Origin of the sequence: Tsukamurella sp. DT100 (assembly GCF_049844855.1) — a bacterium.
Classification (GTDB): domain Bacteria; phylum Actinomycetota; class Actinomycetes; order Mycobacteriales; family Mycobacteriaceae; genus Tsukamurella.
This window is the reverse complement of sequence record NZ_JBNCLV010000001.1, coordinates 154,871-176,703: the sequence shown is the minus strand read 5'-3', so window position 1 is coordinate 176,703 and position 21,833 is coordinate 154,871. Positions and strand designations below refer to the sequence as shown.

Below are 21,833 nucleotides of genomic sequence, written 5' to 3'. Positions count from 1 at the left end.
CCGGCGATCAGGCCTGCGCGATCCCGAGCGCCGCGGTCACCGTCGCGCGGACGCGCCGGTGCACCTCCTCCGGCGACGATGCATCGAGCTTGCCGTCGAGGTGCAGGAACGCCAGCCCGTGCACGAGGGCCCAGACGGCCGTCGCGGTGTCCTCGGAATCCGACGCGGCGCCCTGCAGGGTCTGCCCGATCAGGCCCGTCAGGTACGCCTTGATCAGCTCCACCGCCTCGACGCGGTCGGGGTCGGTGCCGCAGGGCTCGGCGAACATGGCGCGGAAGAGGCCGGTGCGCTGCAGGGCGAAGTCCACGTAGGCGATCGCGATGTCGGCCAGGTCGTCCGGGCCCGACGGTGCCGGCGACGCGGCGGTCAGGGCGGCCGCGAGCTCGCGGTATCCGACGGCCGCGACGGCCGAGATCAGGGCGCCGCGGTCGGGGAAGTGCCGGTAGGGCGCGGCGGTCGAGACCCCCGCCCGCCGGGCGACGGCGCGCAGCGACAGGTCGGTGGCGCCGCCCTCCTCGTCGAGGATCTCGACGGCGGCGCCGACGAGCGCGCCGGGCAGGTCGCCGTGGTGGTAGGTGGTGCTCATGCTGATCAATCTACCCCAGTGTTGACACCGCTTACATGTGGATCTAGTGTAAGCACCGCTCACACGATGTGAGCGATGCTTACACCGTCGCGAAAGGCGCCCGATGTCCGACCTGTTCTCCCCGCTCACGCTCCGCTCCGGCGCCGTCCTGCCCAACCGCATCGCGAAGGCCGCGATGGAGGAGGGCCTCGCGGGCGCGGAGCAGGCGCCCGACGGGCGCACCGTCGAGCTGTACCGCCGCTGGGGCGCCGGCGGCACCGGCCTGCTCATCACCGGCAACGTCATGGTCCACGCCGAGGCGCTCACCGGGCCCGGCGCGATCGTCCTCGACGCGCGCTCGCCGCTCGCGCCGTTCCGGGCCTGGGCCGCGGCCGCCACGGAGAACGGGGCGAGCATCTGGATGCAGATCAGCCACCCGGGCCGGCAGATCCAGAAGGACATGCCCGGCGTCGTCTGGGGGCCGTCCGCGAAGTCCGTCGACCTCGGCAGCGCCCTCTCGAGCCGGTTCGCCACGCCGACCGCGATGACCGAGGCGCAGATCCGCGCCACCGTCGCCCGCTTCGCCACGACCGCCCGTCGCGCGGAGGAGGCCGGATTCGACGGGGTCGAGGTGCACGCCGCGCACGGCTACCTGCTCTCCCAGTTCCTCTCGCCGCTGGTCAACACCCGCACCGACCAGTGGGGTGGCTCGCTGGAGAACCGCGCCCGTCTCCTGGTCGACGTCGTCCGGGCGATCCGGGCCGAGGTCTCGCCCGGATTCGCCGTCGCCGTGAAGCTCAACTCGGCCGACTTCCAGCGCGGCGGCTTCGACGCCACCGACGCGCAGGCCGTGATCGCCATGCTCGCGCCGCTCGGCGTCGACCTCGTGGAGATCTCGGGCGGCAGCTACGAGAGCCCCGCCATGACCGGCCGCGCGACCGGCCCCGCGGCCGACGGCCGCCCCGGCGACGCCCGCAGCGTCGCGCGCGAGGCCTACTTCCTCGAGCTCGCCGCCGACCTCGCGGTCACCAGCGAGATCCCGCTCATGCTCACCGGCGGCATCACCCGCCGCGAGACCGCCGAGGCCGTCCTCGCGGAGAACGTCGCCGTCGTGGGCATTGGGACCGCGCTGTCCGTGACCCCGGACCTGCCCGCCCGGTGGCGCGCGGGCGACGGCACCGTCGGCGCCCTGCGGCCCGTGACGTGGAAGAACAAGCCCCTCGCGTCCATGGCCTCGATGGCGCAGGTCCGCCACCAGCTGCGGCGCATGGCCGCCGGGAAGGACCCGCGCCCCGGCGTCCTGCCGTTGCTCGCGCTGGTCCGCGACCTCGCCGTCGTGCGGCGGGCCCTCGGGCGGTACCGCCGCTGGCTCGCCGCGCGCCCGGCCGACGGTGCCGCGCTCACCGCCGCTGCGATGTCAGGGGAGTAGCGCCACCGAGCCCGTGGTCCGGCGCGCCTGGAGGTCCGTGTGGGCGCGTCCGGCCTCGGAGAGCGGGTACGTCGCGCCGACGGTGAACCGCAGCGAGCCCTCGCGCAGGCCGTCGAGCACCGCGCCGCTGCGGCGGGCGAAATCCTCCGGCGTCGCGACGTGGTGCGCCAGCGTGGGGCGCTGCACGAACAGCGAGCCCAACGGGTTGAGGCGCTGCAGGTCGAAGGGCGGCACGGGGCCGGACGCGGCGCCGAACAGCACGACGATGCCCTTGTGCCGGGTGGCGAGCAACGAGGCCTCGAAGGTGTCCTTGCCCACGCCGTCGTACACCGCGGCGACGCCCGCGCCGTCCGTCAGCTCGCGCACCCGGGCGGCGACGTCCTCGTCGTAGCGCAGCACCTGCCAGGCGCCCGCCTCGCGCGAGAGGCGCTCCTTCTCGTCGGTCGACACCGTCGTGATCACGCGGGCGCCCAGCGCGGTCGCCATCTGGGTCACGAGCAGGCCGGTGCCGCCCGCGCCGGCGTGCACCAGCACGGTGTCGCCCGCCTGCACGGGGTGCGAGTCGTGGGTCAGGTAGTGGGCCGTCATGCCCTGCAACAGGACCGACGCCGCGACCTCGGGCGCCACCCCGTCGGGCACCGCGACGGTGCGCTCCGCCGGCACCGTCACGAGCTCCGCGTAGGAGCCGGGCCCGTCGCACCAGGCGACCACGTCGCCCACGGCGCGGTTCGTGACGCCCTCGCCGAGCGCGACGACGGTGCCGGAGCCCTCGCTGCCCGGGACGTACGGCAGCGCGGTGGGGTACATGCCCTCGCGGAAGTAGGTGTCGATGAAGTTGACGCCGATGGCGCTGGTGCGGACCAGCACCTGGCCCGGTCCGGGCGCCGGGTCCGGAACCTCGCCGTAGGTCAGGACTTCCGGGCCGCCGTGTTCTGTCACCGTGATCGCGCGCATGACTCATCTCTACCGCACGCGGTGTGGCAGGGTCGACGGGGCTGCAGAATCCGGCCCGCGCTCATCCCGTCGATCGAGGAGTCCTCGCTTGCGTTCACTCGTGTACTACGTCGCCGTCTCGCTCGACGGCAGGATCGCCGGCCCCGAGGGCCAGTACGACTTCTACCCCGTCGACGAGGAGTACTCGCGGCAGATGAACGAGGAGTGGGGCGACGGGCTGCCGACGGGGCTGCACGAGGCGCTGGGCATCACGCCGCCGCTCACCAAGTGGGACACCGTGGTGATGGGGCGCGCGACGTACGCGCTGGGCACCGACATGGGCGTGAACGACCCGTACTCGCACCTGCGCACGATCGTCTACTCGCGGTCGCTGGCCGCCGCGGACTTCCCGGAGGTCGAGGTAGTCGCCGAGGACCCCGTCGCGCACATGCGCGCGCTCAAGCAGGAGGACGGCAGCGACATCTGGCTGTGCGGCGGCGGAAAGCTCGCCGCGACCCTCGCGCCCGAGGTCGACAGGCTGGCGCTGAAGATCTACCCGGTGACCGCGGGCGACGGCATCCCGCTGTTCGCGGGCGGCTTCGCCCCGCAGCAGTGGAAGCTCGTCTCGCACCGCGCGTTCGACATCGGGGTGATCCTGGCGCAGTACGAGCGCGCCTGAGTCGCGCTCGGCGGCCGGATCGCGCGGGTACTAGCGGGACGACGCCCGGTAGCCGGCCATCCGCTCGTGGTGGCCGGGCTCCGTGGTGGCCTTGCTGACCAGCTCGCGGTCCCAGTCGGAGGTGTCGAGGCCGGCCTTCTCGGCCGCGTCCTTCGCCTGCGCGGGGTTCGCGACGATCTGGTCGCCCATGATCCCGTCGCCGCCGACGAGCGTGATGCGCACGCCCTCCTCGCCCATGTTCTGCAGCACGGCGGTCGCCCCGTCGTGCTGGGCGGCGAAGCGCTTCAGGCGGGAGACGACGTTGCCGGGGGCCTGCTCAGTCATGCCGCCAGCTTATCGGGCGTGACGTCGGAGGCGCGCAGCACCCGCGCCCGCATCAGCCGGTAGAGGATCGCGGTCTCGGTGATCACCGACATCGCGCCCGCCACGTGCAGCACCACCAGCAGCGCGGGGACGCCGGTGAAGTACTGGACCACGCCGATGAGCGACTGCGCCGCGACCACCGCGAAGACGATCTTCAGGCGACGCCGGACGGCCTCGCTCGACGGCCCGCGCACGATGAGCACGGCCGCCCAGATCAGGATCGCGACGTACGCCGCCACCAGCAGGCCGTGGGTCAGCGACAGGAGCGGGATCGACACGTCGAGGCGGTCGATGGCCTTCGGATTGGTGCGGTCGCCCGCGTGCGGGCCGGCGGCCGTGACCACGACGCCCGCCGCGAGCACGAAGGACATGACCACCGCGGAGACGGCGACCAGCCGCCGGGCGCCGGAGGGCGCCGCCTCGATCTCGACGCCGTCATCGGGTTCGCCGACCTTGGCGTACAGCGTCGCGGCGATCCACACCATCGCGCAGGAGACCAGCATGTGCGCGCCCACGACCCACCATCGCAGCCCGGTGAGCACGGTGACGCCGCCGAGGATGCCCTGGGCGAACGTCGAGAAGGGCAGGATCCACGCGTAGACCAGGATCTCGCGGCGCCGCCGGGCCCGCGTCACCGCTAGCACGATCGCGATCGACGTGGTGACCACGATCCACACCGCGATCTGCCGGTTGCCGAACTCGATGGCCTGGTGCCACCACGGGACCTCGTCCTGCGGGATCGGGAGCAGGGAATCGTCGAAGCACTTGGGCCAGGTGGGGCAGCCCAGCCCGGAGCCGGTCACGCGCACCACCGATCCGGTGACGGCGATCAGCGCCTGGGCGAGCAGAGCGGCGAGCGCGATCCGCTGCTGCGCCTTCACGCTGGGGAGCGGCAGGCGGTCGACGAGGCGCAGGAAGAGCTGGTACACGCCGATCATCGTACGTGGGTGCCGCGCGGCTACTACGACCTGTAGTGGTTAACCGGTGAAGCGGAACAGGCGGACGGCCAGAGCGGAGCCGACGACGCCCCACGCGGCGAGCACCGCCAGGCCGAACCAGTCGACGGCGCCGAGCGTCGCCGCCCGGGTCAGCGCCTCGGTCAGCGCGCCCGACGGGGACAGTCGCGCGAGAAGCAGCACCGCGTCCGGGACGTGCTCGCGCACGACGACGAGAGAGGCGATCGCGCCCATGACGAACCACAGCAGGTTCGCCAGCGCGAGCACGATCTCGGCCTTGAGCGTGCCGCCCAGCAGCAGGCCCAGCGAGGCGAAGGCGAAGACGCCCAGCGCGAGGATCGGCACCCACAGCAGCAGCCCGACGGGCTCCGGGCGCCAGCCCAGCGCGAGGCCGATCCCGCCGAGGATCACGGCCTGCAGTATCACCACGATCACCACGGCGAGCGTCTTGCCGCCGATGACGCCCCACCGCGGCAGCGGCGTCGCGCCGAGCCGCTTGAGCGCACCGTAGCGCCGGTCGAAGCCCACGGCGATGGCCTGGCCGGTGAACGCGGTCGACATCACCGCCACGGCCATCACGGCCGGGACGAGGGAGTCGATGCGGGTGGCGTCGCCGCCGATGGGCAGCACGGCGAAGCCGACGAGCAGCGCGATCGGGATGAACATGGTGAGCAGCAGCTGCTCGCCGTTGCGCAGCAGGAGCGTGAGCTCCATGCGCGTCTGCGCGGCGAGCATCGCCGTGGGGCGCGCCGCCTCGGGGTTCGGCAGGAAGGTGCCGGGGGCGAATCGGGGCTCGGTTCGGGTCACGTCATCCCCTCAGGTCGCGGCCGGTGAGATCGAGGAAGACGTCCTGCAGGGTCCGCGTGCCCACCCGCAGGTCCGTCAGCAGGGCGCCCTGCGCCGCGAAGTGCGCCGCCGCGTCGGCGATCACCGCGGGGGTCACCTCGGCGCCGCGCACCACGTAGACGGAGCCGTGCGCGTCGGTGCTGTCCACCGTCGCGGTGAAGCCCGTGCCCAGCCGGGCGGCCAGGGCCGCGGGGTCCAGGCCCGACGGTGCCGTCACCCGCAGCTCGTGCTCGGCACCGTGGCGCGTGAGCTCCTCGGGCGTCCCGTCGGCCACCGCGCGGCCGCGGTCCATGATGACGACCCGGTCGGCGAGGGCCTCCGCCTCATCGAGCAGGTGCGTCGTGAGCAGGACGGTGACGCCGTCGCGGCGCAGCGCGGAGACGAGGTCCCACACGAGCAGCCGCGCCTGCGCGTCGAGGCCGGCGGTGGGCTCGTCGAGGAAGACCAGCTCGGGGCGCCCGACGAGCGCGCACGCGAGGGACAGCCGCTGCTGCTGGCCGCCGGAGAGCCGGCGGTAGCTGACGTTCACCACGTCGGTCAGGCCGAGCGTGGAGAGCAGCCAGTCGGGATCGAGGGGATTGGCGGCGTAGGCGGCCACGAGCCGCAGCATCTCGCCGGTCTTCGCGCCGGGGTAGGCGCCGCCGCCCTGCAGCATGACGCCGATCCGGGGCTTGAGGCGCGCGGCGTCGGCCACCGGGTCGAGGCCGAGAACCTCGATGCTGCCGGAGTCGGGGGAGCCGAAGCCCTCGCACATCTCGACGGTGGTGGTCTTGCCGGCGCCGTTGGGCCCGAGCAGGGCGAGGACGCTGCCGCGCTCCACGGTGAGGTCGAGTCCGTCGACGGCGACGACGTCGCCGAATCGCTTGGTGACGGAGGTCGCGGACAGTGCGGGCACGGGAAGTCAGACTACCCGGCTGCGCCGGCGGCGCCGTTCGCGGTGGCGGGGCAGCTCGAACGCCAGGTAGACGGCCAGCGCGACGATGACGACCGTCGACATGCCCGCCTTGGCGATCACGTAGGGCTCGATCTCGCCGCCGTTGGGCATGAGCATCACCGAGATCACGCTGGAGACGATCACGGCGGCCAGGCGGAAGCCGGGCGCGGTGGCCCACGCCGCGAGCGGCACGATCGCCCACAGCAGGTACCAGGGCTGCACGACGGGGAACAGCAGCACCAGCGCGGCCATCGAGATGCCGAGCGACCCGACGGGGTGGATGCGGCCCGACAGGGTGGCGATGAGCATGCGCAGCACGATCACCGCGGCGAGCGCGGCGGCGATCGGCCTGGTGATGGCGAGGATCGCCGTGGTGTGGTCGCCGAGGCCCAGGAGCACCCCGACCTGCCCGGTCCCGAGGCCGAGCACCGTCGGGATGGAGAGCCAGGAGCGGACCTTGTTGGCCGTGCCGAGGGTGCCGGCGTCGAGCCAGCCGTAGCCGAGGCCCGTCGCCTGGCAGACCACGACCACCACGACCACCAGCACGACCACCAGGAAGCCCGCGGACGTCGCGAGCGCGACGAGGGTGCGGCCGGCGTTCGGTCTCCACTCCGCCAGGGCGGTGCGCCAGTCGCGCAGCCGGCCGCCGATGTTGGGGAAGCTGCCGCCGAGGCGGCGCGCGAGGGCCATGCCGATGAAGCCGAGCGCGAGCACGGAGGTGATCTTGATCAGTCCGGACAGGGCGATCATCGCGGCCCCCGCCGTGAGCAGGCCGCCCGCTCGGGTGGGGCTGAAGCCGTTCAGGAACGGAAGTCCGGAGTCGATCGCGCGCAGCGCCCACTCCATGCCGACGAGCATCATGCCGAGCATGAGCGCCTCGTTGTGGATGCCCGCGATGAGATGGAAGATGACCAGCGGATTCGCGGCGCCGAGCCACAGCGCGGCTACCTCGTTCACACCGCAGCGGCGCGCGAGCCGGGGGAGCGCCCACACGATCATCGCCACGCCGGCCAGGGCGAGCACGCGGTGCAGCACCACCCCGGCGACCACGTTCTCGCCGGTCAGCCAGGTGATGCCGCGACCGAGGTAGAGGAACAGCGGCCCGTACGGGGCCGGGGTGTCGCGCCAGATGTTCGGCACCGAGCGGGTGAAGACGTGGTCGATGCCCAGCGCCGCGGCGGGGCCGATCTTGTACGGGTCCAGCCCGCGCGCGGTGATCTCCGACTGCGCCAGATAGGAGTACACGTCCTTGCTGAACATCGGGGGCGCGAACAGGAACGGCAGCACCCACAGCGCGAGGATCCGGTCGAAGCCGCGGCGGGTGAGCCGGCGCGGCGGCGCGGGCTCGGCGTGCGCGTTCGGGTTGAGGTAGCCGATCGTGTACCTGCGAAGCAGCACCCACGCGATCATCAGCATCGCGGTGCCGACCATCGTCACCGTCAAAGCCGTCGACTGCATGCGGAACATGAGACCGATGAGCCGGCGCCCGGCGATGGGGTTCTGCACCACCGGGAACGCGCCCACGCCCAGCGCGCCGAAGGCGATGAGCACGGCGCCGACGCCGCCGAAGGTCGCGATCGTGCGGACCGTCCGCTTCTCCTGGGCGTTGAGGTCCGGGTACTGCTGCTCGTCGGTGTGCAGGCGGTTCACCGTGCCGCCGGGGCCGCTCGCCGCGATGCCCGACGGTGCCCCACCGGGCTTGGTCAGGCCGAGGTAGTCCGCGAACGTGCGCACGGGAGCCGGGAGAGAGGGGGTAGCGCGCACGTCCGCAAGAGTAGACGGTGCCCGGGCCCGCGCGGCCCGGTGCGCCGCGTCAGTCGATGTTCTGGTCGATCGTCGTCGCGCCTTCGGGCCGCGCGGCGAAGCGCCGGAGCAGGTCGGCGCGCACCTCCGGGTCGCGCGCGACGTCGACGAGGGTGCCGGCCAGGATCGTGGCTCCGTCGAGCACCGCGGCGTCGGCCTGCGGGGTGCGCGCCGCCGCGGCGAACTCGATCGTGTGCGGCGGCCCGCCCGCGTCGGCGATGGAGATCACCGGGTGGATGCTGGGCACCACGCGGCTGACGTTGCCCATGTCGGTGGAGCCCCCGCCGCCGTCCGCGGGATGTCGCGCGACGTCGCGCCCGGAGCGCGTCAGGTTCGCGTCCCAGGCGGCCGCCAGGGCGGCGTCGGGGGTGATCGAGAGGTACCGCGGCTCGGCGCGGTGCTGCTCCCAGGTGCAGCCGGTCGCGATGGCGGCGCCCTCGAAGCAGGCCAGCATCCGCTGCTTGATCGCGAGCATCTGCTCCAGGTCCGCCGACCGGACCTCGGCCGACAGGCGCGCCTCGGCGGGCACGATGTTGGTGACCCGGCCGGCGGCGTTGCCCACCACCGACAGGCGCATGCCGTCGGGGACGTGCTGGCGGAGCAGGCCGATCGCGACCTGGGCCAGGGCCGCCGCCGATTCGGCGTTGATCGCCTGGTCCGGAGCCGCCGCGGCGTGCGCGGACCGGCCGCGGAAGACGACGTCGAACCGGTCGACGCACTGCATGGTGACGTCCGCGGCGGAGACCTCCGCGGCCGCGTCGCCGTTGATGGGGTGCACCATCGCCGACAGCACGGCCGATTCGAAGGCGCCGGCCCGGAGCAGCTCGACCTTGCCTCCTCCGTGCTCCTCGGCGGGCGTGCCGAGCACGGTGAGGGTGAGGCCGAGCTCGTCGACGAGCGGCGCGAGGGCGAGGGCCGCGCCCGTGGTGATCCCGGCGATGACGTTGTGGCCGCACGCGTGGCCGAGGCCGGGGAGCGCGTCGTACTCGGCGCAGAGGACGGCGTGCAGGTCCCCGGTGCCGGTGGTCGCGGTGAAGGACGTGTCCAGGCCGTACGCGCCCCGCTCGACGGCGAAGCCGCGGGATTCGAAGAGGTCGGCGAGGACTTCGGCGGCGTGTTGCTCCTCGAAGGCGAGCTCGGGGTGCTCGTGCAGGTCGTGCGACAGGACGATGAGGGTGGCTGCGTCCTCGGCGACGGCGGCCGCGACGGCGGCGTGCAGGTCGGTTCCGGCGGTGACGGTCATGGGGTTCTCCTTCGGTGTGCGGTCGGAGGTCAGTGCCACAGGCCGAGGGCGAACTCGGCGATGACGGTGGCGAGGAGGAACGAGGCGATGATGGCGACGATCCCGACGGGGACGATCCGCCAGCCGATGCGGCGCAGGGCGGGCAGGTTCTGGGCCATGGCAAGGCCGCCGCACGTCAGCACGACGCAGCAGAGCGAGAGGAAGTTGATCGACGCGCCGGCCTTGACGATGGACGCCTGCACGGGGGACCACGGGCTCGAGAGGGCGGTGCCGATGACGCTGGCCCAGATGATCATCGGAATCCGGTCCCGTACGGCCCGGCCGAGGCCGATCGCCGCGAGGGTCACCACGGCGACCAGGGCGTAGCCGAGGAGGATCCACGGGTCGAACCGCTTCGCGGCGATGGTGGCGGTGACGACGCCGAGCACCAGGACGATCGGCATCGCGACCTTGAGCGGGACGTTCACGGCGACGTCGGTGGATTCCGCCTGGATGGGCGCTCCGGCTTCCCGGGCCGCGACCACCTCGGCGGTCACCTTCGTGGCGTGCTCGGGGCGCTTGCGGGTCAGGAAGCGGTACACCTTGTCGGCGAGCGGGAGCGCGATCCACACTCCGACGTAGGTGCCCAGGATCATCGTGATCATGTTCGACGTGGTGGCGAGCGCCTTGACCTGATCGGCCATCTCCGGGTGCGCGGAGGTGATCGCGGCCAGGCCGGCCGCCATCATCGAGGTGGAACCGACGCCGACGCCCATCGCGAGCGCTTGCGGGTCGAAGATGTTCAGCGAGGTCACGGTGGACGCCGCGAGCGCGACGACGATGGCGCCGAACATGGTGCCGAAGACGTACATCGACATCACGCCCCGGTACTCCTCGGAGTCCGTGCCGTACTTCCCGCCGACGATCGCGAAGCTCGCCTCGCGGTCGATGGCGAACGTCGCGCCGACCGTCGCGCGGCCCATGCGCAGCAACACCGCGATCGGCAGCGCCAGGGCGATGGTGCCGAAGAGGTGGCCGACCTCCTGCAGCAGCAGGGCAGGTCCGGCCTTGGCCAGCGTCGGCAGGTTCGGCCCGATGGTGAAGCCCAGCAGGGTGACCAGCATGGCGACGGCGGTCGCCATGAGGCGGTCGGCCACCTTCCACATGCGCGGGGTGAAGGGGACGAGCCGCTGCGCGGAGACGATCGCGCCCGCGATCAGGCCCCAGACCATCGGGTAGACGGTCATCTTCGCGAATCCGAGGCTGATGGTCCACGGTCCGATGAACTGGAAGACCGCGGTGATGACGAGTGCCGCGAGTGCGGGGAGCCACAGGTCGCGCGCGGTGAACCCGGTGCGGTGGTCGGAGCGGGCCGTGGTGATCGGCTGTGCCATGGGTGAGGTCTTTCGGGCGGTGGGCTGGGGTGCGAAGAATGATCCGGCTTTCGGATGGTTTCCCCGCACCAGTGCAGGAACCGGTGAGAATTGATCGATGAACGCAGTTTCCTCCGCGCAAGGTCCGTTTCCGAGCGCCGGAGTGATCCAGGACACGTCTGCGGGGCATGACGGTCTGAGCACCGACGACCTGCGGTTGATCCACGCGCTGCAGGTGGTGCCGCGCGCGCCATGGTCGCGGATCGGCGCCGTTCTGGGTTGCGATCCGGTGACCGCGGCGCGGCGGTGGGCGCGCCTGCGCGACGGCGGCTACGCGTGGGTCACGGCCTATCGGTTCTCGCGGCGCACCGTGCTCGCGCTGGTCGAGCTCTCGTGCGAGCCCGGGCGGACCCTCGAGGTGGCCGCCGAGCTGGCGGGGGACGCCGAGGCGATCACGATCGACGTCACCGCGGGCGGCCGCGACCTGGTGATCACCGTCGCCGTCGAGGGCGACGACCGCCTCGGCGAGTACCTGCTCGACCGGCTCGGCGGCGTGCGCGGAGTGATGAGCTCGCGGACCCACGTCTGCACCACGATCGCCTCCGACGCCCGGTCGTGGCGGCTGCGCACCCTCTCCGACGAGGAGCTCGCCGCGCTCGAGGCGGTACCGCGGTCGCACGGACGGCAGCGGGCGGGCCTGTCGGGGGCGGAGTTCGACGGTGTGCTGTCGGCGCTCGCCGCCGACGGGCGGATCCGCGCCGCCGATCTCGCGGAGCGAGCCGGCATCGGCGTGGACCGGGCGCGGGCCGCTCTGAACACGGTCCTGGCGGCGGACGGCGTGGTGGTCCGTACCGAGGTGGCCCGACGGTATTCGGAGCGGCCGGTCTACGCATGGTTCTTCCTGCGGGCCCCGGCGCGGTCCACCGACCGCGTGCTGCGCCGTCTCGGGACACTGCGGGACGTGCGGCTGCTCGCCACGTCGATCGGAACGTGCAACATCGTGCTGGCGATGTGGCTGCCGGGGCTCGACGACGTGGCGCGGGTGGAGGCGGTGATCGAGCAGTCGGACGCGGAGGTCGCGATCGTCGACCGGTCGCTGGTGCTGCGCACCACGAAGCACCTCGGGAGGCGGCTGACGCCCGACGGGCGGTCGGTCGGCGGGGGCTGAGCTTAGCCTGACCTTGCTGGAAGTGCTGGGCGAATTAGGAAACAATCGTGTTGTGAAATACGAGCAGCACGAGGCGCACGCCTCATCGGCCCAGCGTGACGGGGACACCCGTGACGCCGTGGTCGGGCTGCTCATGAACCGGGGCCAGGCCACCGCGGCCGATATCGGCGAGGCCCTGGGGATCACGACCACCGCCGTGCGCCGCCATCTCGACAATCTGCTCGAGGCGGGCGACGTGACGGTCGCGCCACCGTCGGGCCTGGGCGGCCGGGGGCGGGGACGTCCCGCGAAGGAGTTCCTGCTCACGCCCTCCGGGCGGCGGCGCCTCGGCCAGGGCTACGACGCCCTGGCGGTCGACGCCCTTCGCGCTCTGCGCGAGGTCGGCGGCGAGGAGGCGGTGCGCACCTTCGCGCGGCGCCGGGCCGAGCAGGCCATCGGCACCATCAGCCCCACCGAGTCCGCGGACCCGGTGGACGGTGCCCGTAGGATCGCGGCGGCCCTCTCGGACGCCGGATTCTCCGCCGATGCCCGAGAAGTGGGCAACGGCGTCCAGATCTGCCAACACCACTGCCCGGTGTCGGAGGTCGCATCCGAGTTCCCCGAACTGTGCGAGGCCGAAATTTCGGCGATCGAGCAGGCGTTGGGAACTCATGTACAGCGTTTGGCCACCATCGCCAATGGTGACCGCGCATGCACCACCCACGTGCCCCTTGAGCGCGTGGTCCGCGAGCAACCCGCTAAGGAGCTTCGATGACAACGGTCGAGAACGGCCCGCTGTCCCAGGAGGAGACCATCGCCTCCCTGGGCACCTACGGCTACGGCTGGCACGATTCCGACGCCGCCGGCGCCTCGGCGCAGCGCGGCCTCTCCGAGGCCGTGGTCGCCGACATCTCCGGCAAGAAGAACGAGTCGGAGTGGATGCTGAACCAGCGCCTCAAGGCCCTGAGCATCTTCGAGAAGAAGCCGATGCCCTCCTGGGGCAGTGACCTCGACGGCATCGACTTCGACAACATCAAGTACTTCGTGCGCTCCTCGGAGAAGCAGGCCGAGTCCTGGGAGGACCTGCCCGAGGACATCAAGAACACCTACGACAAGCTCGGCATCCCCGAGGCGGAGAAGCAGCGCCTCGTCGCCGGCGTCGCCGCCCAGTACGAGTCCGAGGTCGTCTACCACTCGATCCGCGCCGACCTGGAGGAGAAGGGTGTCATCTTCATGGACACCGACACCGGTCTGCGCGAGCACCCGGAGCTCTTCGAGGAGTACTTCGGCTCGGTGATCCCCGCGGGCGACAACAAGTTCTCCGCGCTGAACACGGCCGTGTGGTCGGGCGGCTCGTTCATCTACGTGCCCAAGGGCGTCCACGTGGACATCCCGCTGCAGGCCTACTTCCGGATCAACACCGAGAACATGGGCCAGTTCGAGCGCACCCTGATCATCGTCGACGAGGACGCCTACGTGCACTACGTCGAGGGCTGCACCGCGCCGATCTACAAGTCGGACTCGCTGCATTCCGCGGTCGTCGAGATCATCGTCAAGAAGGGCGGCCGCTGCCGCTACACGACCATCCAGAACTGGTCGAACAACGTCTACAACCTGGTCACCAAGCGGGCCAAGGCCGAGGCCGGCGCCACCATGGAGTGGATCGACGGCAACATCGGCTCCAAGGTCACCATGAAGTACCCGGCCGTGTGGATGATGGGCGAGCACGCCAAGGGTGAGGTGCTCTCCGTCGCCTTCGCCGGCGAGGGCCAGCACCAGGACACCGGCTCCAAGATGGTGCACTTCGCGCCGAACACGTCGAGCAACATCGTCAGCAAGTCGGTCGCCCGCGGCGGCGGCCGGGCGAGCTACCGCGGCCTGATCCAGATCAACAAGGGCGCGCACGGCAGCAAGTCCACCGTGAAGTGCGACGCGCTGCTGGTCGACACGATCTCCCGCTCGGACACCTACCCGTACGTCGACATCCGCGAGGACGACGTGACGATGGGCCACGAGGCCACCGTCTCGAAGGTCTCCGACGACCAGCTCTTCTACCTGATGAGCCGCGGCCTCACCGAGGACGAGGCCATGGCCATGGTGGTGCGCGGCTTCGTCGAGCCCATCGCCAAGGAGCTGCCGATGGAGTACGCGCTCGAGCTGAACCGCCTGATCGAACTGCAGATGGAAGGGTCCGTGGGCTAGTGAGCAACACTCTCAACGAGGCCGTCGAGGCCCACCCCGTCGCCAACAAGGGCGAGCTGTTCACGTCCTTCGACGCGGCCGCCTTCGAGATCCCCAGCCACCGCGACGAGGCCTGGCGGTTCACGCCGCTGCGCCGCCTCAAGGGGCTGCACGACGGTTCCGCCCAGGCCGACGGGGCCGTGACCGCCACCGTCGACGCCACGCCCGAGGGCGTGACCTTCGAGACCGTCGCCAAGGGCGACGAGCGCCTCGGCCAGGGCGGCACGCCCTTCGACCGCGTCGCGGCGCAGGCCTTCACCTCCATGACGGAGGCCTTCGTGCTGACCGTCGCCAAGGAGGCCGAGGTCGCGGAGCCCGTCTTCGTGCGGATCGCCGGACCGGGCGAGGGCAAGACGGCCTTCACCCACGTCCAGGTGCGGCTCGAGCGGCACGCCCGCGCCGTGGTCGTGCTCGATCACACCGGTTCGGGCACGGTCGCCGAGAACATCGAGATCATCCTCGGCGACGGTGCGGCGCTGCAGATCATCGACGCGCAGGACTTCGCCGACGACGCCGTGTGGGTCACCCAGCACCACGTGCGCGTGGGCCGCGACGCCCACGTCCGGCACTTCGCGGTGCAGCTCGGCGGCGAGCTCGTCCGCATGACCCCGCGAGTGCAGTTCGACGCCCCCGGCGGCAACGCCGAGCTGTTCGGCCTCTACTTCGCCGACGACGGGCAGCACCTCGAGCAGCGCCTGCTGGTCGACCACTCGGTGCCGAACTGCAAGTCGAACGTGGTCTACAAGGGCGCGCTGCAGGGCGATCCGTCCTCGAAGCGGCCTGACGCGCACACCGTGTGGGTCGGCGACGTGCTGATCCGCGCCGAGGCCGAGGGCACCGACACCTTCGAGCTCAACCGCAACCTGGTCCTCACCGACGGTGCCCGCGCTGACTCGGTGCCGAACCTGGAGATCGAGACCGGCGAGATCGAGGGCGCGGGCCACGCCAGCGCCACCGGCCGGTTCGACGACGAGCAGCTGTTCTACCTGCGCTCGCGCGGCATCCCCGAGGACGAGGCCCGCCGCCTGGTCGTGCGCGGCTTCTTCCAGGAGCTGATCGACCGGATCTCCGTCCCCGAGCTGCGTGAGCGGCTCTCCGCAGCCATCGAGAACGAACTCGCCACCGCCGGCGTCTAAGACTGATAGGGAATCATTTTGTCCACTCTGGAAATCCGTGACCTGCACGTCAACGTCGTGCAGGCCGACGAGAACGCCGAGCCGATCCAGATCCTCAAGGGCGTCGACCTGACGATCAACTCGGGCGAGACCCACGCGATCATGGGCCCCAACGGCTCCGGCAAGTCCACGCTGAGCTACGCCATCGCCGGCCACCCGAAGTACGAGGTGACCAAGGGCTCCATCACCCTCGACGGCGAGGACGTCCTCGCGATGACCGTCGACGAGCGTGCCCGCGCCGGCCTGTTCCTGGCCATGCAGTACCCCGTCGAGGTGCCCGGCGTCTCCATGTCGAACTTCCTCCGCTCGGCCGCCACCGCGGTCCGCGGCGAGGCCCCCAAGCTGCGGCACTGGGTCAAGGAGGTCAAGGAGGCGATGGGCGAGCTGTCCATCGACGCGCAGTTCGGCGAGCGCTCGGTCAACGAGGGCTTCTCGGGCGGCGAGAAGAAGCGCCACGAGATCCTGCAGCTGGGCCTGCTCAAGCCGAAGTTCGCCATCCTCGACGAGACCGACTCCGGCCTGGACGTCGACGCCCTGCGCGTCGTCTCCGAGGGCGTGAACCGCTACGCCGAGCGCGAGCACGGCGGCGTCCTGCTCATCACGCACTACACCCGCATCCTGCGGTACATCCACCCCGAGTTCGTGCACGTCTTCGTGAACGGCCGGATCGTGGAGTCGGGCGGCTCCGAGCTGGCCGACGAGCTGGAGGAGAACGGCTACGTGAAGTTCACCGAGGCCGTCGGAGCATGACCGCCTCGGTGAAGTCCGCCCTGGACATCGACGCGATCCGCGCCGACTTCCCGATCCTGTCCCGCACGGTCCGCGACGAGAAGCCGCTGGTCTACCTGGATTCCGGTGCCACCTCGCAGCGGCCGCGCCCGGTGCTCGACGCCGAGTGGGAGTTCCTCACCACGCACAACGCCGCCGTGCACCGCGGCGCGCACCAGCTGGCGGAGGAGGCCACCGACGCCTACGAGGACGCGCGCGCCGCGATCGCGGAGTTCGTGCGGGTCTCGCCGGACGAGCTGGTGTTCACCAAGAACGCGACCGAGTCGCTGAACCTGGTGGCGTACACGCTCGGCGACGATCGCTCGGCCGCCGTCCTCGGTGGGCACCGCCTGCGCGAGGGCGACACCGTCGTCGTCTCCGAGCTGGAGCACCACGCGAACCTCGTGCCCTGGCAGGAGCTGTGCCGCCGCACCGGCGCCACGCTCAAGTGGTACGGCGTCACCGGCGAGGGCCGCATCGACCTGGACTCGCTGGAACTCGACGACTCGGTGAAGATCGTCGCGTTCACGCACGCCTCCAACGTGACCGGCGCGATCGCGCCGGTGCCGGAGCTCGTGGCGCGGGCCCGCGCGGTCGGCGCCCTCGTGGTGCTCGACGCGTGCCAGTCGGTGCCGCACAGCCCCGTCGACTTCGCGGACCTCGACGTGGACTTCGCGGCCTTCTCCGGCCACAAGATGTACGGCCCGTCCGGCGTCGGCGTGCTCTACGGCAAGCGCGAGCTGCTGGCGCAGCTGCCGCCCTTCATCACCGGCGGCTCGATGATCGAGACCGTCACCATGGAGGGCTCGACCTACGCCGCGCCGCCGCAGCGCTTCGAGGCGGGCGTGCCGATGACCTCGCAGGTCGTGGGCCTCGGTGCCGCCGTGAAGTACCTCGGAGGCCTCAGCATGGCCGACGTCGCCGCGCACGAGCACGCGCTCGTGGGCGCCGCGCTCGACCGACTCGACGCCATCGAGGGGCTGCGGATCGTCGGCCCGACCGAGAACCGGGACCGGGGGAGCGCCGTCTCCTTCGTGGTCGACGGCATCCACGCGCACGACCTCGGGCAGGTGCTCGACGACGAGGGCGTCGCCATCCGCGTCGGCCACCACTGCGCGTGGCCGCTGCACCGCCGGTTCGGCGTGGCCGCCACGGCCCGCGCCTCCTTCGGCGTCTACAACACGCCCGCCGAGGTGGACGTGCTCGCGGACGCGATCGTCAAGGCCCAGAAGTTCTTCGGGGTGATCTGATGCGCATGGAGCAGATGTACCAGGACGTGATCCTGGACCACTACAAGCACCCGCACGGCCGCGGGCTGCGCGAGCCCTTCGAGGCCGAGGTCCACCACGTCAACCCCACCTGCGGCGACGAGGTGACCCTGCGGGTGCACCTGTCCGACGACCACGAGACCGTGGTCGACGTCTCCTACGACGGACAGGGCTGCTCGATCTCGCAGGCCTCCACCTCGGTCCTCACCGACCAGGTGATCGGCGAGCCCGTCGGCGAGGCCCTGAAGATGCTGCAGTCCTACACGGAGATGCTGCAGTCCCGGGGCCAGGTCGAGGGCGACGAGGACCTCATCGGTGACGGCATCGCGTTCGCCGGCGTCGCGAAGTACCCCGCGCGCGTCAAGTGCGCACTGCTCGGCTGGATGGCGTTCAAGGACGCGCTGTCCCAGATCATCGACTCGGAGGAGAAGACGGCATGAGCGAGAACACTGCTGAGGCCGCCGGCACCGCGGCCGACCCGGCGCAGGCCGGCGACAACCCGCTGAACCTGCCTACCCTGTTCGACGTCGAGGAGGCCATGCGTGACGTGGTCGACCCCGAGCTGGGCATCAACGTGGTCGACCTGGGCCTCGTCTACGACCTGCGGGTCGACGACGACGCCGCGGTCACCATCGACATGACCCTGACCTCGGCGGCCTGCCCGCTGACCGACGTCATCGAGGACCAGACCCGCGCCGCGCTGGTCTCGTCCGGCCTCGCCACCGACGCCAAGATCAACTGGGTCTGGATGCCCCCGTGGGGCCCGGACAAGATCACCGACGACGGCCGCGAGCAGCTGCGCGCCCTGGGCTTCACCGTCTAGAGACCGCCGGCGATGCCGCTGCGCAACAGGATCGACCCGTGGGGCCGGATCGTCGCCGATCCGGCCCGCGGTGCTTTCCTGGGCAACCGCGGGATCCTGCACGACGAGACCGGCACCGTTGTCCGTGAGCACGCGAACGCCATGTGGATCGCGTGCCGGCTCGACGTCAACGGCCGGTACCGCTCGCCGCGGGAACCCGAGCCCCGCAAGTACACCCAGCTCTTCCTCTTCGACGAGGCCACCGCCTACGCCGCCGGCCACCGCCCGTGCGGCGAGTGCCGCAACGCCGACTACCGCGAGTTCAAGCGGCTCTGGGCCGTCGCGAACCCCGACGTCGAGAACACGCCGAAGGCGATGGACCGGGCGCTGCGCGCGGAACGCCGGGCCGGGAACGAGCCCGTCACCGCGACGCCGCCCGACGGTGCCGTGGTCACCGACGGCACGCACGCATACCTCCGGTGGCACGACGCCTGGCTGCGCTGGAGCTTCGAGGGCTACACCCCGGCCGAACCGCCGGGGGAGCTGCGCCTGCTCACCCCGCCGTCGATCGTCCGCATGCTGGCGATCGGCCTGCCCGTGACCGCGCACCCCTCTGCGGGCTGAGCGCGCGTCACACTGCCGCGAGCGCCAGCCGCGCGTGCGCGCGGACGTCGGCGTCGGAGTCCTCCAGCGCGGCGGTGAGTGCGGCGGCGACCGCCGGCACCTCCGGCCACGTTCGGAGCGTCACGACGGCCGCCTTGCGCACGTCCAGGTGCGGGTCGCCGAGGGCGGACTCGAGTGCGGCGACGGCACCGTCGGGCCCCAGCGCGACGGTGCCCCGCGCCGCCCCCTGCCGCACCTGCCACGCGCGATCGGCGAGGCCGGCACCGAGCAGGTCGAGGTCGGTCGCATCGCCGAGCACGCCCAGGGCCTCGAAAGCCGCTGCCCGGACCAGCGGGTCGTGGTCGGTGGCCAGGGCGCGCACCGCGTCGACACCGCCGCGACCCACGGTCGCCAGGCCCGCGGCCACGGCGATCCGCACCTCCCGGTTGGCGTCGTCGGTCGCGGGTGCCAGCGCGGCCCAATCGTCGTGGGAGACCAGCCCGCTCACGCCCACCACGCGCACGCGATGGTCGCCGTCGCCGAGCAGGGCGGCGAACTGCTCCGCCGTCCCGGCCTTGAGCGAGCGCAGGAGGTTGCCGACGGCCGCCCGCACCACGGCGTCCGCCGAGCCGAGGAACTCGGCGAGCCCGTCCGCCGACGGCAGCACCTCCACCAACTCGATCAGACCCGCGGCGGCCGCGCGCCGGACCGCGGCGTCCGCGTCGCCGAGCGCAGCGACGAGGGGAGCGAGGAAGCCGTCGGGCGCGCCCTCGACGAGGAAGGACACCGCGCTGCGCCGCACCGTCGTGTCCGGATCGGACAGGAACGGAGAGAGTTCCGCGACGGAGGGGCCGTCCAACACGAGCAGCTCGCGCAGCCGTGGCGATACCCCGGGCACCGATGCCGGCCGTTCGGCCGCGGCGGGGATCGCGCCGATCGGCGCCACCGCCAGCGGCCCCAGCACCTCGACGGAGGCCGACGACCCCGGGATGTGGTCGAACTCGTCGACCGCCACGACGTACGGCGACACCGGGCGCGTCAGGAACTCCATCTCGCCGTCGGCGCCCAACCGCAGGTTCAGGTGCCGACCCCACCGCTCGTCGTCGCGCTCCGGCAGATCCGGGCGGTCGTGGTAGAGCCCCCACCGGGATTCGGTGCGCGCCAGCGACGCCTTCGCCGCCATCTCCGCGCAGTCGCGGATGAACGAGACCTCCACGCAGCGCATCAGCTCGTGTGGCGTCCGCGCCCCGAGGCCGTCCACCTCGCCGCGCATCCGCTCGAAGGTCTCGATCGCGATGGTCAGCTTCGGCGCGGTCTTCGGCGGCGCGATGTAGTCGTTCACGAAGCGGCGCAGCTTGTACTCGACCTGGGGCTGCGGCGGACCGTCGGGCCTGCGCGCCGGGCCGTAGATCAGCGCGTGCGCCCCCGCGATCTGTTCGTCCAGCCCGTCCGCGGCCGCCGGCAACAGCGACCGCGCATGCCGCACCGCGTCCGCACCCGCCAGCTCGCCGAAGACGAAGGCCCCGATCATGTAATTGTGCGGCACGCACGCCAGGTCGCCCGCCGCGTACAGGCCGGGCACGGTGGTGCGGGCGTTCTCGTCGACCCACACGCCGGATGCGGAATGCCCGCCGCACAGCCCGATCTCGGAGACGTGCATCTCGATGTCGTGCGTGCGGTAGTCGTGGCCGCGGTTCGCGTGGAAGGTGCCGCGCGTCGGGCGCTCGGTGGTGTGCAGGATCGACTCCAGCTCGCCGAGCGTCTCCTCCGGCAGATGCGAGACCTTGAGGTAGATCGGCCCACGAGCGGAATCGATCTCGGACTTCACCTCGGCGATCATCTGGCCGGACCAGTAATCCGAATCCACGAAGCGCTCGCCCTGGGCGTTCACCTGGTAGCCGCCGAACGGGTTCGCCACGTAGGCGCACGCGGGCCCGTTGTAGTCCTTGATCAGCGGGTTGATCTGGAAGCACTCGATGCCGCTGAGCTCGGCGCCCGCGTGATAGGCCATCGCGTAACCGTCGCCGGCGTTCGCCGGGTTCTCGTAGGTGCCGTAGAGATATCCCGACGCGGGCAGGCCCAGCCGGCCGCACGGCCCCGTCGCCAGCACCACGGCGCCGGCACGGATCTCGACGAATTCGCCCGTCCGCGTGTTGAAGGCGACCGCGCCCACGGCCCGCCGATCGGACCCGCTGCCGGTGGTCAGCACCCGCACCGGCATGACGCGGTTCTCGATCCGGATGCGCTCGCGCATCTTCTTCTGGCGGAGCACCCGGTACAGCGCCTTCTTCACGTCCTTGCCCTCGGGCATCGGCAGCACGTACGAGCCGGACCGGTGCACGCGACGCACGGCGTACTCGCCGTACTCGTCCTTCTCGAACTTCACGCCGTACCGCTCGAGGCGCTGGATCATCGCGAAACCACGGGTCGCCGTCTGGTAGACGGTGCTCTGGTTGACGATGCCGTCGTTGGCGCGGGTGATCTCGGCGACGTAGTCCTCGGGCGCGGCCTTGCCGGGGATGACGGCGTTGTTCACGCCGTCCATGCCCATCGCCAGCGCGCCGGAGTGCCGCACGTGCGACTTGTCGAGCAGCAGCACGTCGGCGCCGGCCTCGGCCGCGGTGAGCGCCGCCATCGTGCCGGCGGTCCCGCCGCCGATCACGAGCACGTCGCAGTCCAGGCGGGTGCGGTCGGCGATCTCGGGGATGTCCATGGAACTCCTGATG

At 71.7% G+C, this 21,833-nt stretch carries 21 protein-coding genes; 11 read left to right on the top strand and 10 right to left on the bottom strand.

Translation table 11 applies throughout. From position 1 onward, the window contains the following. Positions 1-7: 7 nt before the first annotated feature. The gene (locus ACLQ3K_RS00885) at positions 8-586 is read right to left on the bottom strand and encodes a TetR/AcrR family transcriptional regulator (protein WP_425996299.1); all 579 of its coding nucleotides are present in this window, start codon (positions 584-586) and stop codon (positions 8-10) included. 103 nt (positions 587-689) lie between these two features. On the opposite strand from ACLQ3K_RS00885, the gene ACLQ3K_RS00880 reads away from it, so the two are divergent. Continuing rightward, positions 690-1,994: an NADH:flavin oxidoreductase/NADH oxidase family protein gene (locus tag ACLQ3K_RS00880; protein WP_425996297.1), complete on the top strand. Its 1,305-nt coding sequence runs from the start codon at positions 690-692 to the stop codon at positions 1,992-1,994. On the opposite strand, the gene ACLQ3K_RS00875 is transcribed toward ACLQ3K_RS00880, so the two are convergent. Further along, entirely contained in the window at positions 1,983-2,948 is a 966-nt protein-coding gene (locus tag ACLQ3K_RS00875) for a quinone oxidoreductase family protein (protein WP_425996294.1), read from the bottom strand. The genes ACLQ3K_RS00880 and ACLQ3K_RS00875 overlap by 12 nt on opposite strands. An 88-nt stretch (positions 2,949-3,036) precedes the next feature. On the opposite strand from ACLQ3K_RS00875, the gene ACLQ3K_RS00870 reads away from it, so the two are divergent. Continuing rightward, positions 3,037-3,606, top strand: a complete 570-nt coding sequence (locus ACLQ3K_RS00870; RefSeq protein ID WP_425996292.1) for a dihydrofolate reductase family protein — start codon at positions 3,037-3,039, stop codon at positions 3,604-3,606. A 30-nt stretch (positions 3,607-3,636) separates the two neighbouring features. Here ACLQ3K_RS00870 and ACLQ3K_RS00865 read toward each other — a convergent pair whose 3' ends face one another. From ACLQ3K_RS00865 to ACLQ3K_RS00835, 7 genes are read right to left on the bottom strand one after another with little or no spacing between them, the layout of a single operon-like run. Continuing rightward, positions 3,637-3,930, bottom strand: a complete 294-nt coding sequence (locus tag ACLQ3K_RS00865; RefSeq protein WP_224648657.1) for a hypothetical protein — start codon at positions 3,928-3,930, stop codon at positions 3,637-3,639. Beyond that, positions 3,927-4,907: a COX15/CtaA family protein gene (locus tag ACLQ3K_RS00860; RefSeq protein ID WP_425996290.1), complete on the bottom strand. Its 981-nt coding sequence runs from the start codon at positions 4,905-4,907 to the stop codon at positions 3,927-3,929. The genes ACLQ3K_RS00865 and ACLQ3K_RS00860 overlap by 4 nt, the downstream gene beginning before the upstream one ends. A 39-nt stretch (positions 4,908-4,946) precedes the next feature. Beyond that, complete coding sequence (locus tag ACLQ3K_RS00855) at positions 4,947-5,732, bottom strand: ABC transporter permease (protein ID WP_425996288.1); 786 nt, start codon at positions 5,730-5,732, stop codon at positions 4,947-4,949. 1 nt (position 5,733) lies between these two features. Beyond that, the gene (locus ACLQ3K_RS00850; protein ID WP_425996286.1) at positions 5,734-6,666 is read right to left on the bottom strand and encodes an ABC transporter ATP-binding protein; all 933 of its coding nucleotides are present in this window, start codon (positions 6,664-6,666) and stop codon (positions 5,734-5,736) included. Between the two features lie 6 nt (positions 6,667-6,672). Further along, positions 6,673-8,469, bottom strand: a complete 1,797-nt coding sequence (gene mptB / locus ACLQ3K_RS00845; protein WP_374201339.1) for a polyprenol phosphomannose-dependent alpha 1,6 mannosyltransferase MptB — start codon at positions 8,467-8,469, stop codon at positions 6,673-6,675. A gap of 49 nt (positions 8,470-8,518) precedes the next feature. Continuing rightward, positions 8,519-9,751 (bottom strand): amidohydrolase, encoded by a 1,233-nt coding sequence (locus tag ACLQ3K_RS00840; RefSeq protein ID WP_425996284.1) that lies wholly within the window; start codon positions 9,749-9,751, stop codon positions 8,519-8,521. A gap of 29 nt (positions 9,752-9,780) precedes the next feature. Beyond that, positions 9,781-11,124 (bottom strand): DUF3100 domain-containing protein, encoded by a 1,344-nt coding sequence (locus ACLQ3K_RS00835; protein WP_425996282.1) that lies wholly within the window; start codon positions 11,122-11,124, stop codon positions 9,781-9,783. 97 nt (positions 11,125-11,221) lie between these two features. On the opposite strand from ACLQ3K_RS00835, the gene ACLQ3K_RS00830 reads away from it, so the two are divergent. From ACLQ3K_RS00830 to ACLQ3K_RS00790, 9 genes are read left to right on the top strand one after another with little or no spacing between them, the layout of a single operon-like run. Further along, a complete protein-coding gene (locus tag ACLQ3K_RS00830; RefSeq protein WP_425996280.1) occupies positions 11,222-12,271 on the top strand; it encodes an AsnC family transcriptional regulator in 1,050 nt (349 codons plus the stop codon). A gap of 13 nt (positions 12,272-12,284) precedes the next feature. After that, the gene (locus ACLQ3K_RS00825; RefSeq protein WP_255603815.1) at positions 12,285-13,025 is read left to right on the top strand and encodes a helix-turn-helix transcriptional regulator; all 741 of its coding nucleotides are present in this window, start codon (positions 12,285-12,287) and stop codon (positions 13,023-13,025) included. Then, positions 13,022-14,452 carry a Fe-S cluster assembly protein SufB gene (sufB, locus tag ACLQ3K_RS00820; RefSeq protein ID WP_224648631.1) on the top strand — a complete coding sequence of 477 codons (1,431 nt, stop codon included), beginning with the start codon at positions 13,022-13,024 and terminating at the stop codon, positions 14,450-14,452. Before ACLQ3K_RS00825 ends, sufB begins: the two co-directional genes overlap by 4 nt. Beyond that, positions 14,452-15,627, top strand: a complete 1,176-nt coding sequence (sufD, locus tag ACLQ3K_RS00815) for a Fe-S cluster assembly protein SufD (protein ID WP_224648629.1) — start codon at positions 14,452-14,454, stop codon at positions 15,625-15,627. Before sufB ends, sufD begins: the two co-directional genes overlap by 1 nt. 18 nt (positions 15,628-15,645) lie before the next feature. Then, positions 15,646-16,416, top strand: a complete 771-nt coding sequence (gene sufC / locus ACLQ3K_RS00810; RefSeq protein WP_224648627.1) for a Fe-S cluster assembly ATPase SufC — start codon at positions 15,646-15,648, stop codon at positions 16,414-16,416. Beyond that, on the top strand, positions 16,413-17,684 hold the full coding sequence (locus tag ACLQ3K_RS00805; protein ID WP_425996277.1) for a cysteine desulfurase: 1,272 nt from the start codon (positions 16,413-16,415) through the stop codon (positions 17,682-17,684). The genes sufC and ACLQ3K_RS00805 overlap by 4 nt, the downstream gene beginning before the upstream one ends. Beyond that, entirely contained in the window at positions 17,684-18,142 is a 459-nt protein-coding gene (sufU, locus tag ACLQ3K_RS00800; protein WP_259144566.1) for a Fe-S cluster assembly sulfur transfer protein SufU, read from the top strand. Before ACLQ3K_RS00805 ends, sufU begins: the two co-directional genes overlap by 1 nt. After that, positions 18,139-18,525: a metal-sulfur cluster assembly factor gene (locus tag ACLQ3K_RS00795; RefSeq protein ID WP_224648620.1), complete on the top strand. Its 387-nt coding sequence runs from the start codon at positions 18,139-18,141 to the stop codon at positions 18,523-18,525. The genes sufU and ACLQ3K_RS00795 overlap by 4 nt, the downstream gene beginning before the upstream one ends. A gap of 12 nt (positions 18,526-18,537) precedes the next feature. After that, positions 18,538-19,128: a hypothetical protein gene (locus ACLQ3K_RS00790; protein ID WP_425996274.1), complete on the top strand. Its 591-nt coding sequence runs from the start codon at positions 18,538-18,540 to the stop codon at positions 19,126-19,128. A gap of 7 nt (positions 19,129-19,135) precedes the next feature. Here the strand turns inward: ACLQ3K_RS00790 and ACLQ3K_RS00785 are convergent, their stop codons facing one another. Next, positions 19,136-21,820 (bottom strand): fumarate reductase/succinate dehydrogenase flavoprotein subunit, encoded by a 2,685-nt coding sequence (locus tag ACLQ3K_RS00785; protein WP_425996272.1) that lies wholly within the window; start codon positions 21,818-21,820, stop codon positions 19,136-19,138. Positions 21,821-21,833: the final 13 nt, after the last annotated feature.

What these genes read in the sequence shown, in the direction of transcription:
- ACLQ3K_RS00885 (WP_425996299.1), bottom strand. Translation starts at nt 586, where the DNA reads ATGAGCACCACCTACCACCACGGCGACCTGCCCGGCGCGCTCGTCGGC.
- ACLQ3K_RS00880 (WP_425996297.1), top strand. Translation starts at nt 690, where the DNA reads ATGTCCGACCTGTTCTCCCCGCTCACGCTCCGCTCCGGCGCCGTCCTG.
- ACLQ3K_RS00875 (WP_425996294.1), bottom strand. Translation starts at nt 2,948, where the DNA reads ATGCGCGCGATCACGGTGACAGAACACGGCGGCCCGGAAGTCCTGACC.
- ACLQ3K_RS00865 (WP_224648657.1), bottom strand. Translation starts at nt 3,930, where the DNA reads ATGACTGAGCAGGCCCCCGGCAACGTCGTCTCCCGCCTGAAGCGCTTC.
- ACLQ3K_RS00860 (WP_425996290.1), bottom strand. Translation starts at nt 4,907, where the DNA reads ATGATCGGCGTGTACCAGCTCTTCCTGCGCCTCGTCGACCGCCTGCCG.
- ACLQ3K_RS00840 (WP_425996284.1), bottom strand. Translation starts at nt 9,751, where the DNA reads ATGACCGTCACCGCCGGAACCGACCTGCACGCCGCCGTCGCGGCCGCC.
- ACLQ3K_RS00835 (WP_425996282.1), bottom strand. Translation starts at nt 11,124, where the DNA reads ATGGCACAGCCGATCACCACGGCCCGCTCCGACCACCGCACCGGGTTC.
- ACLQ3K_RS00830 (WP_425996280.1), top strand. Translation starts at nt 11,222, where the DNA reads ATGAACGCAGTTTCCTCCGCGCAAGGTCCGTTTCCGAGCGCCGGAGTG.
- sufB (WP_224648631.1), top strand. Translation starts at nt 13,022, where the DNA reads ATGACAACGGTCGAGAACGGCCCGCTGTCCCAGGAGGAGACCATCGCC.
- ACLQ3K_RS00805 (WP_425996277.1), top strand. Translation starts at nt 16,413, where the DNA reads ATGACCGCCTCGGTGAAGTCCGCCCTGGACATCGACGCGATCCGCGCC.
- sufU (WP_259144566.1), top strand. Translation starts at nt 17,684, where the DNA reads ATGCGCATGGAGCAGATGTACCAGGACGTGATCCTGGACCACTACAAG.
- ACLQ3K_RS00795 (WP_224648620.1), top strand. Translation starts at nt 18,139, where the DNA reads ATGAGCGAGAACACTGCTGAGGCCGCCGGCACCGCGGCCGACCCGGCG.
- ACLQ3K_RS00790 (WP_425996274.1), top strand. Translation starts at nt 18,538, where the DNA reads ATGCCGCTGCGCAACAGGATCGACCCGTGGGGCCGGATCGTCGCCGAT.
- ACLQ3K_RS00785 (WP_425996272.1), bottom strand. Translation starts at nt 21,820, where the DNA reads ATGGACATCCCCGAGATCGCCGACCGCACCCGCCTGGACTGCGACGTG.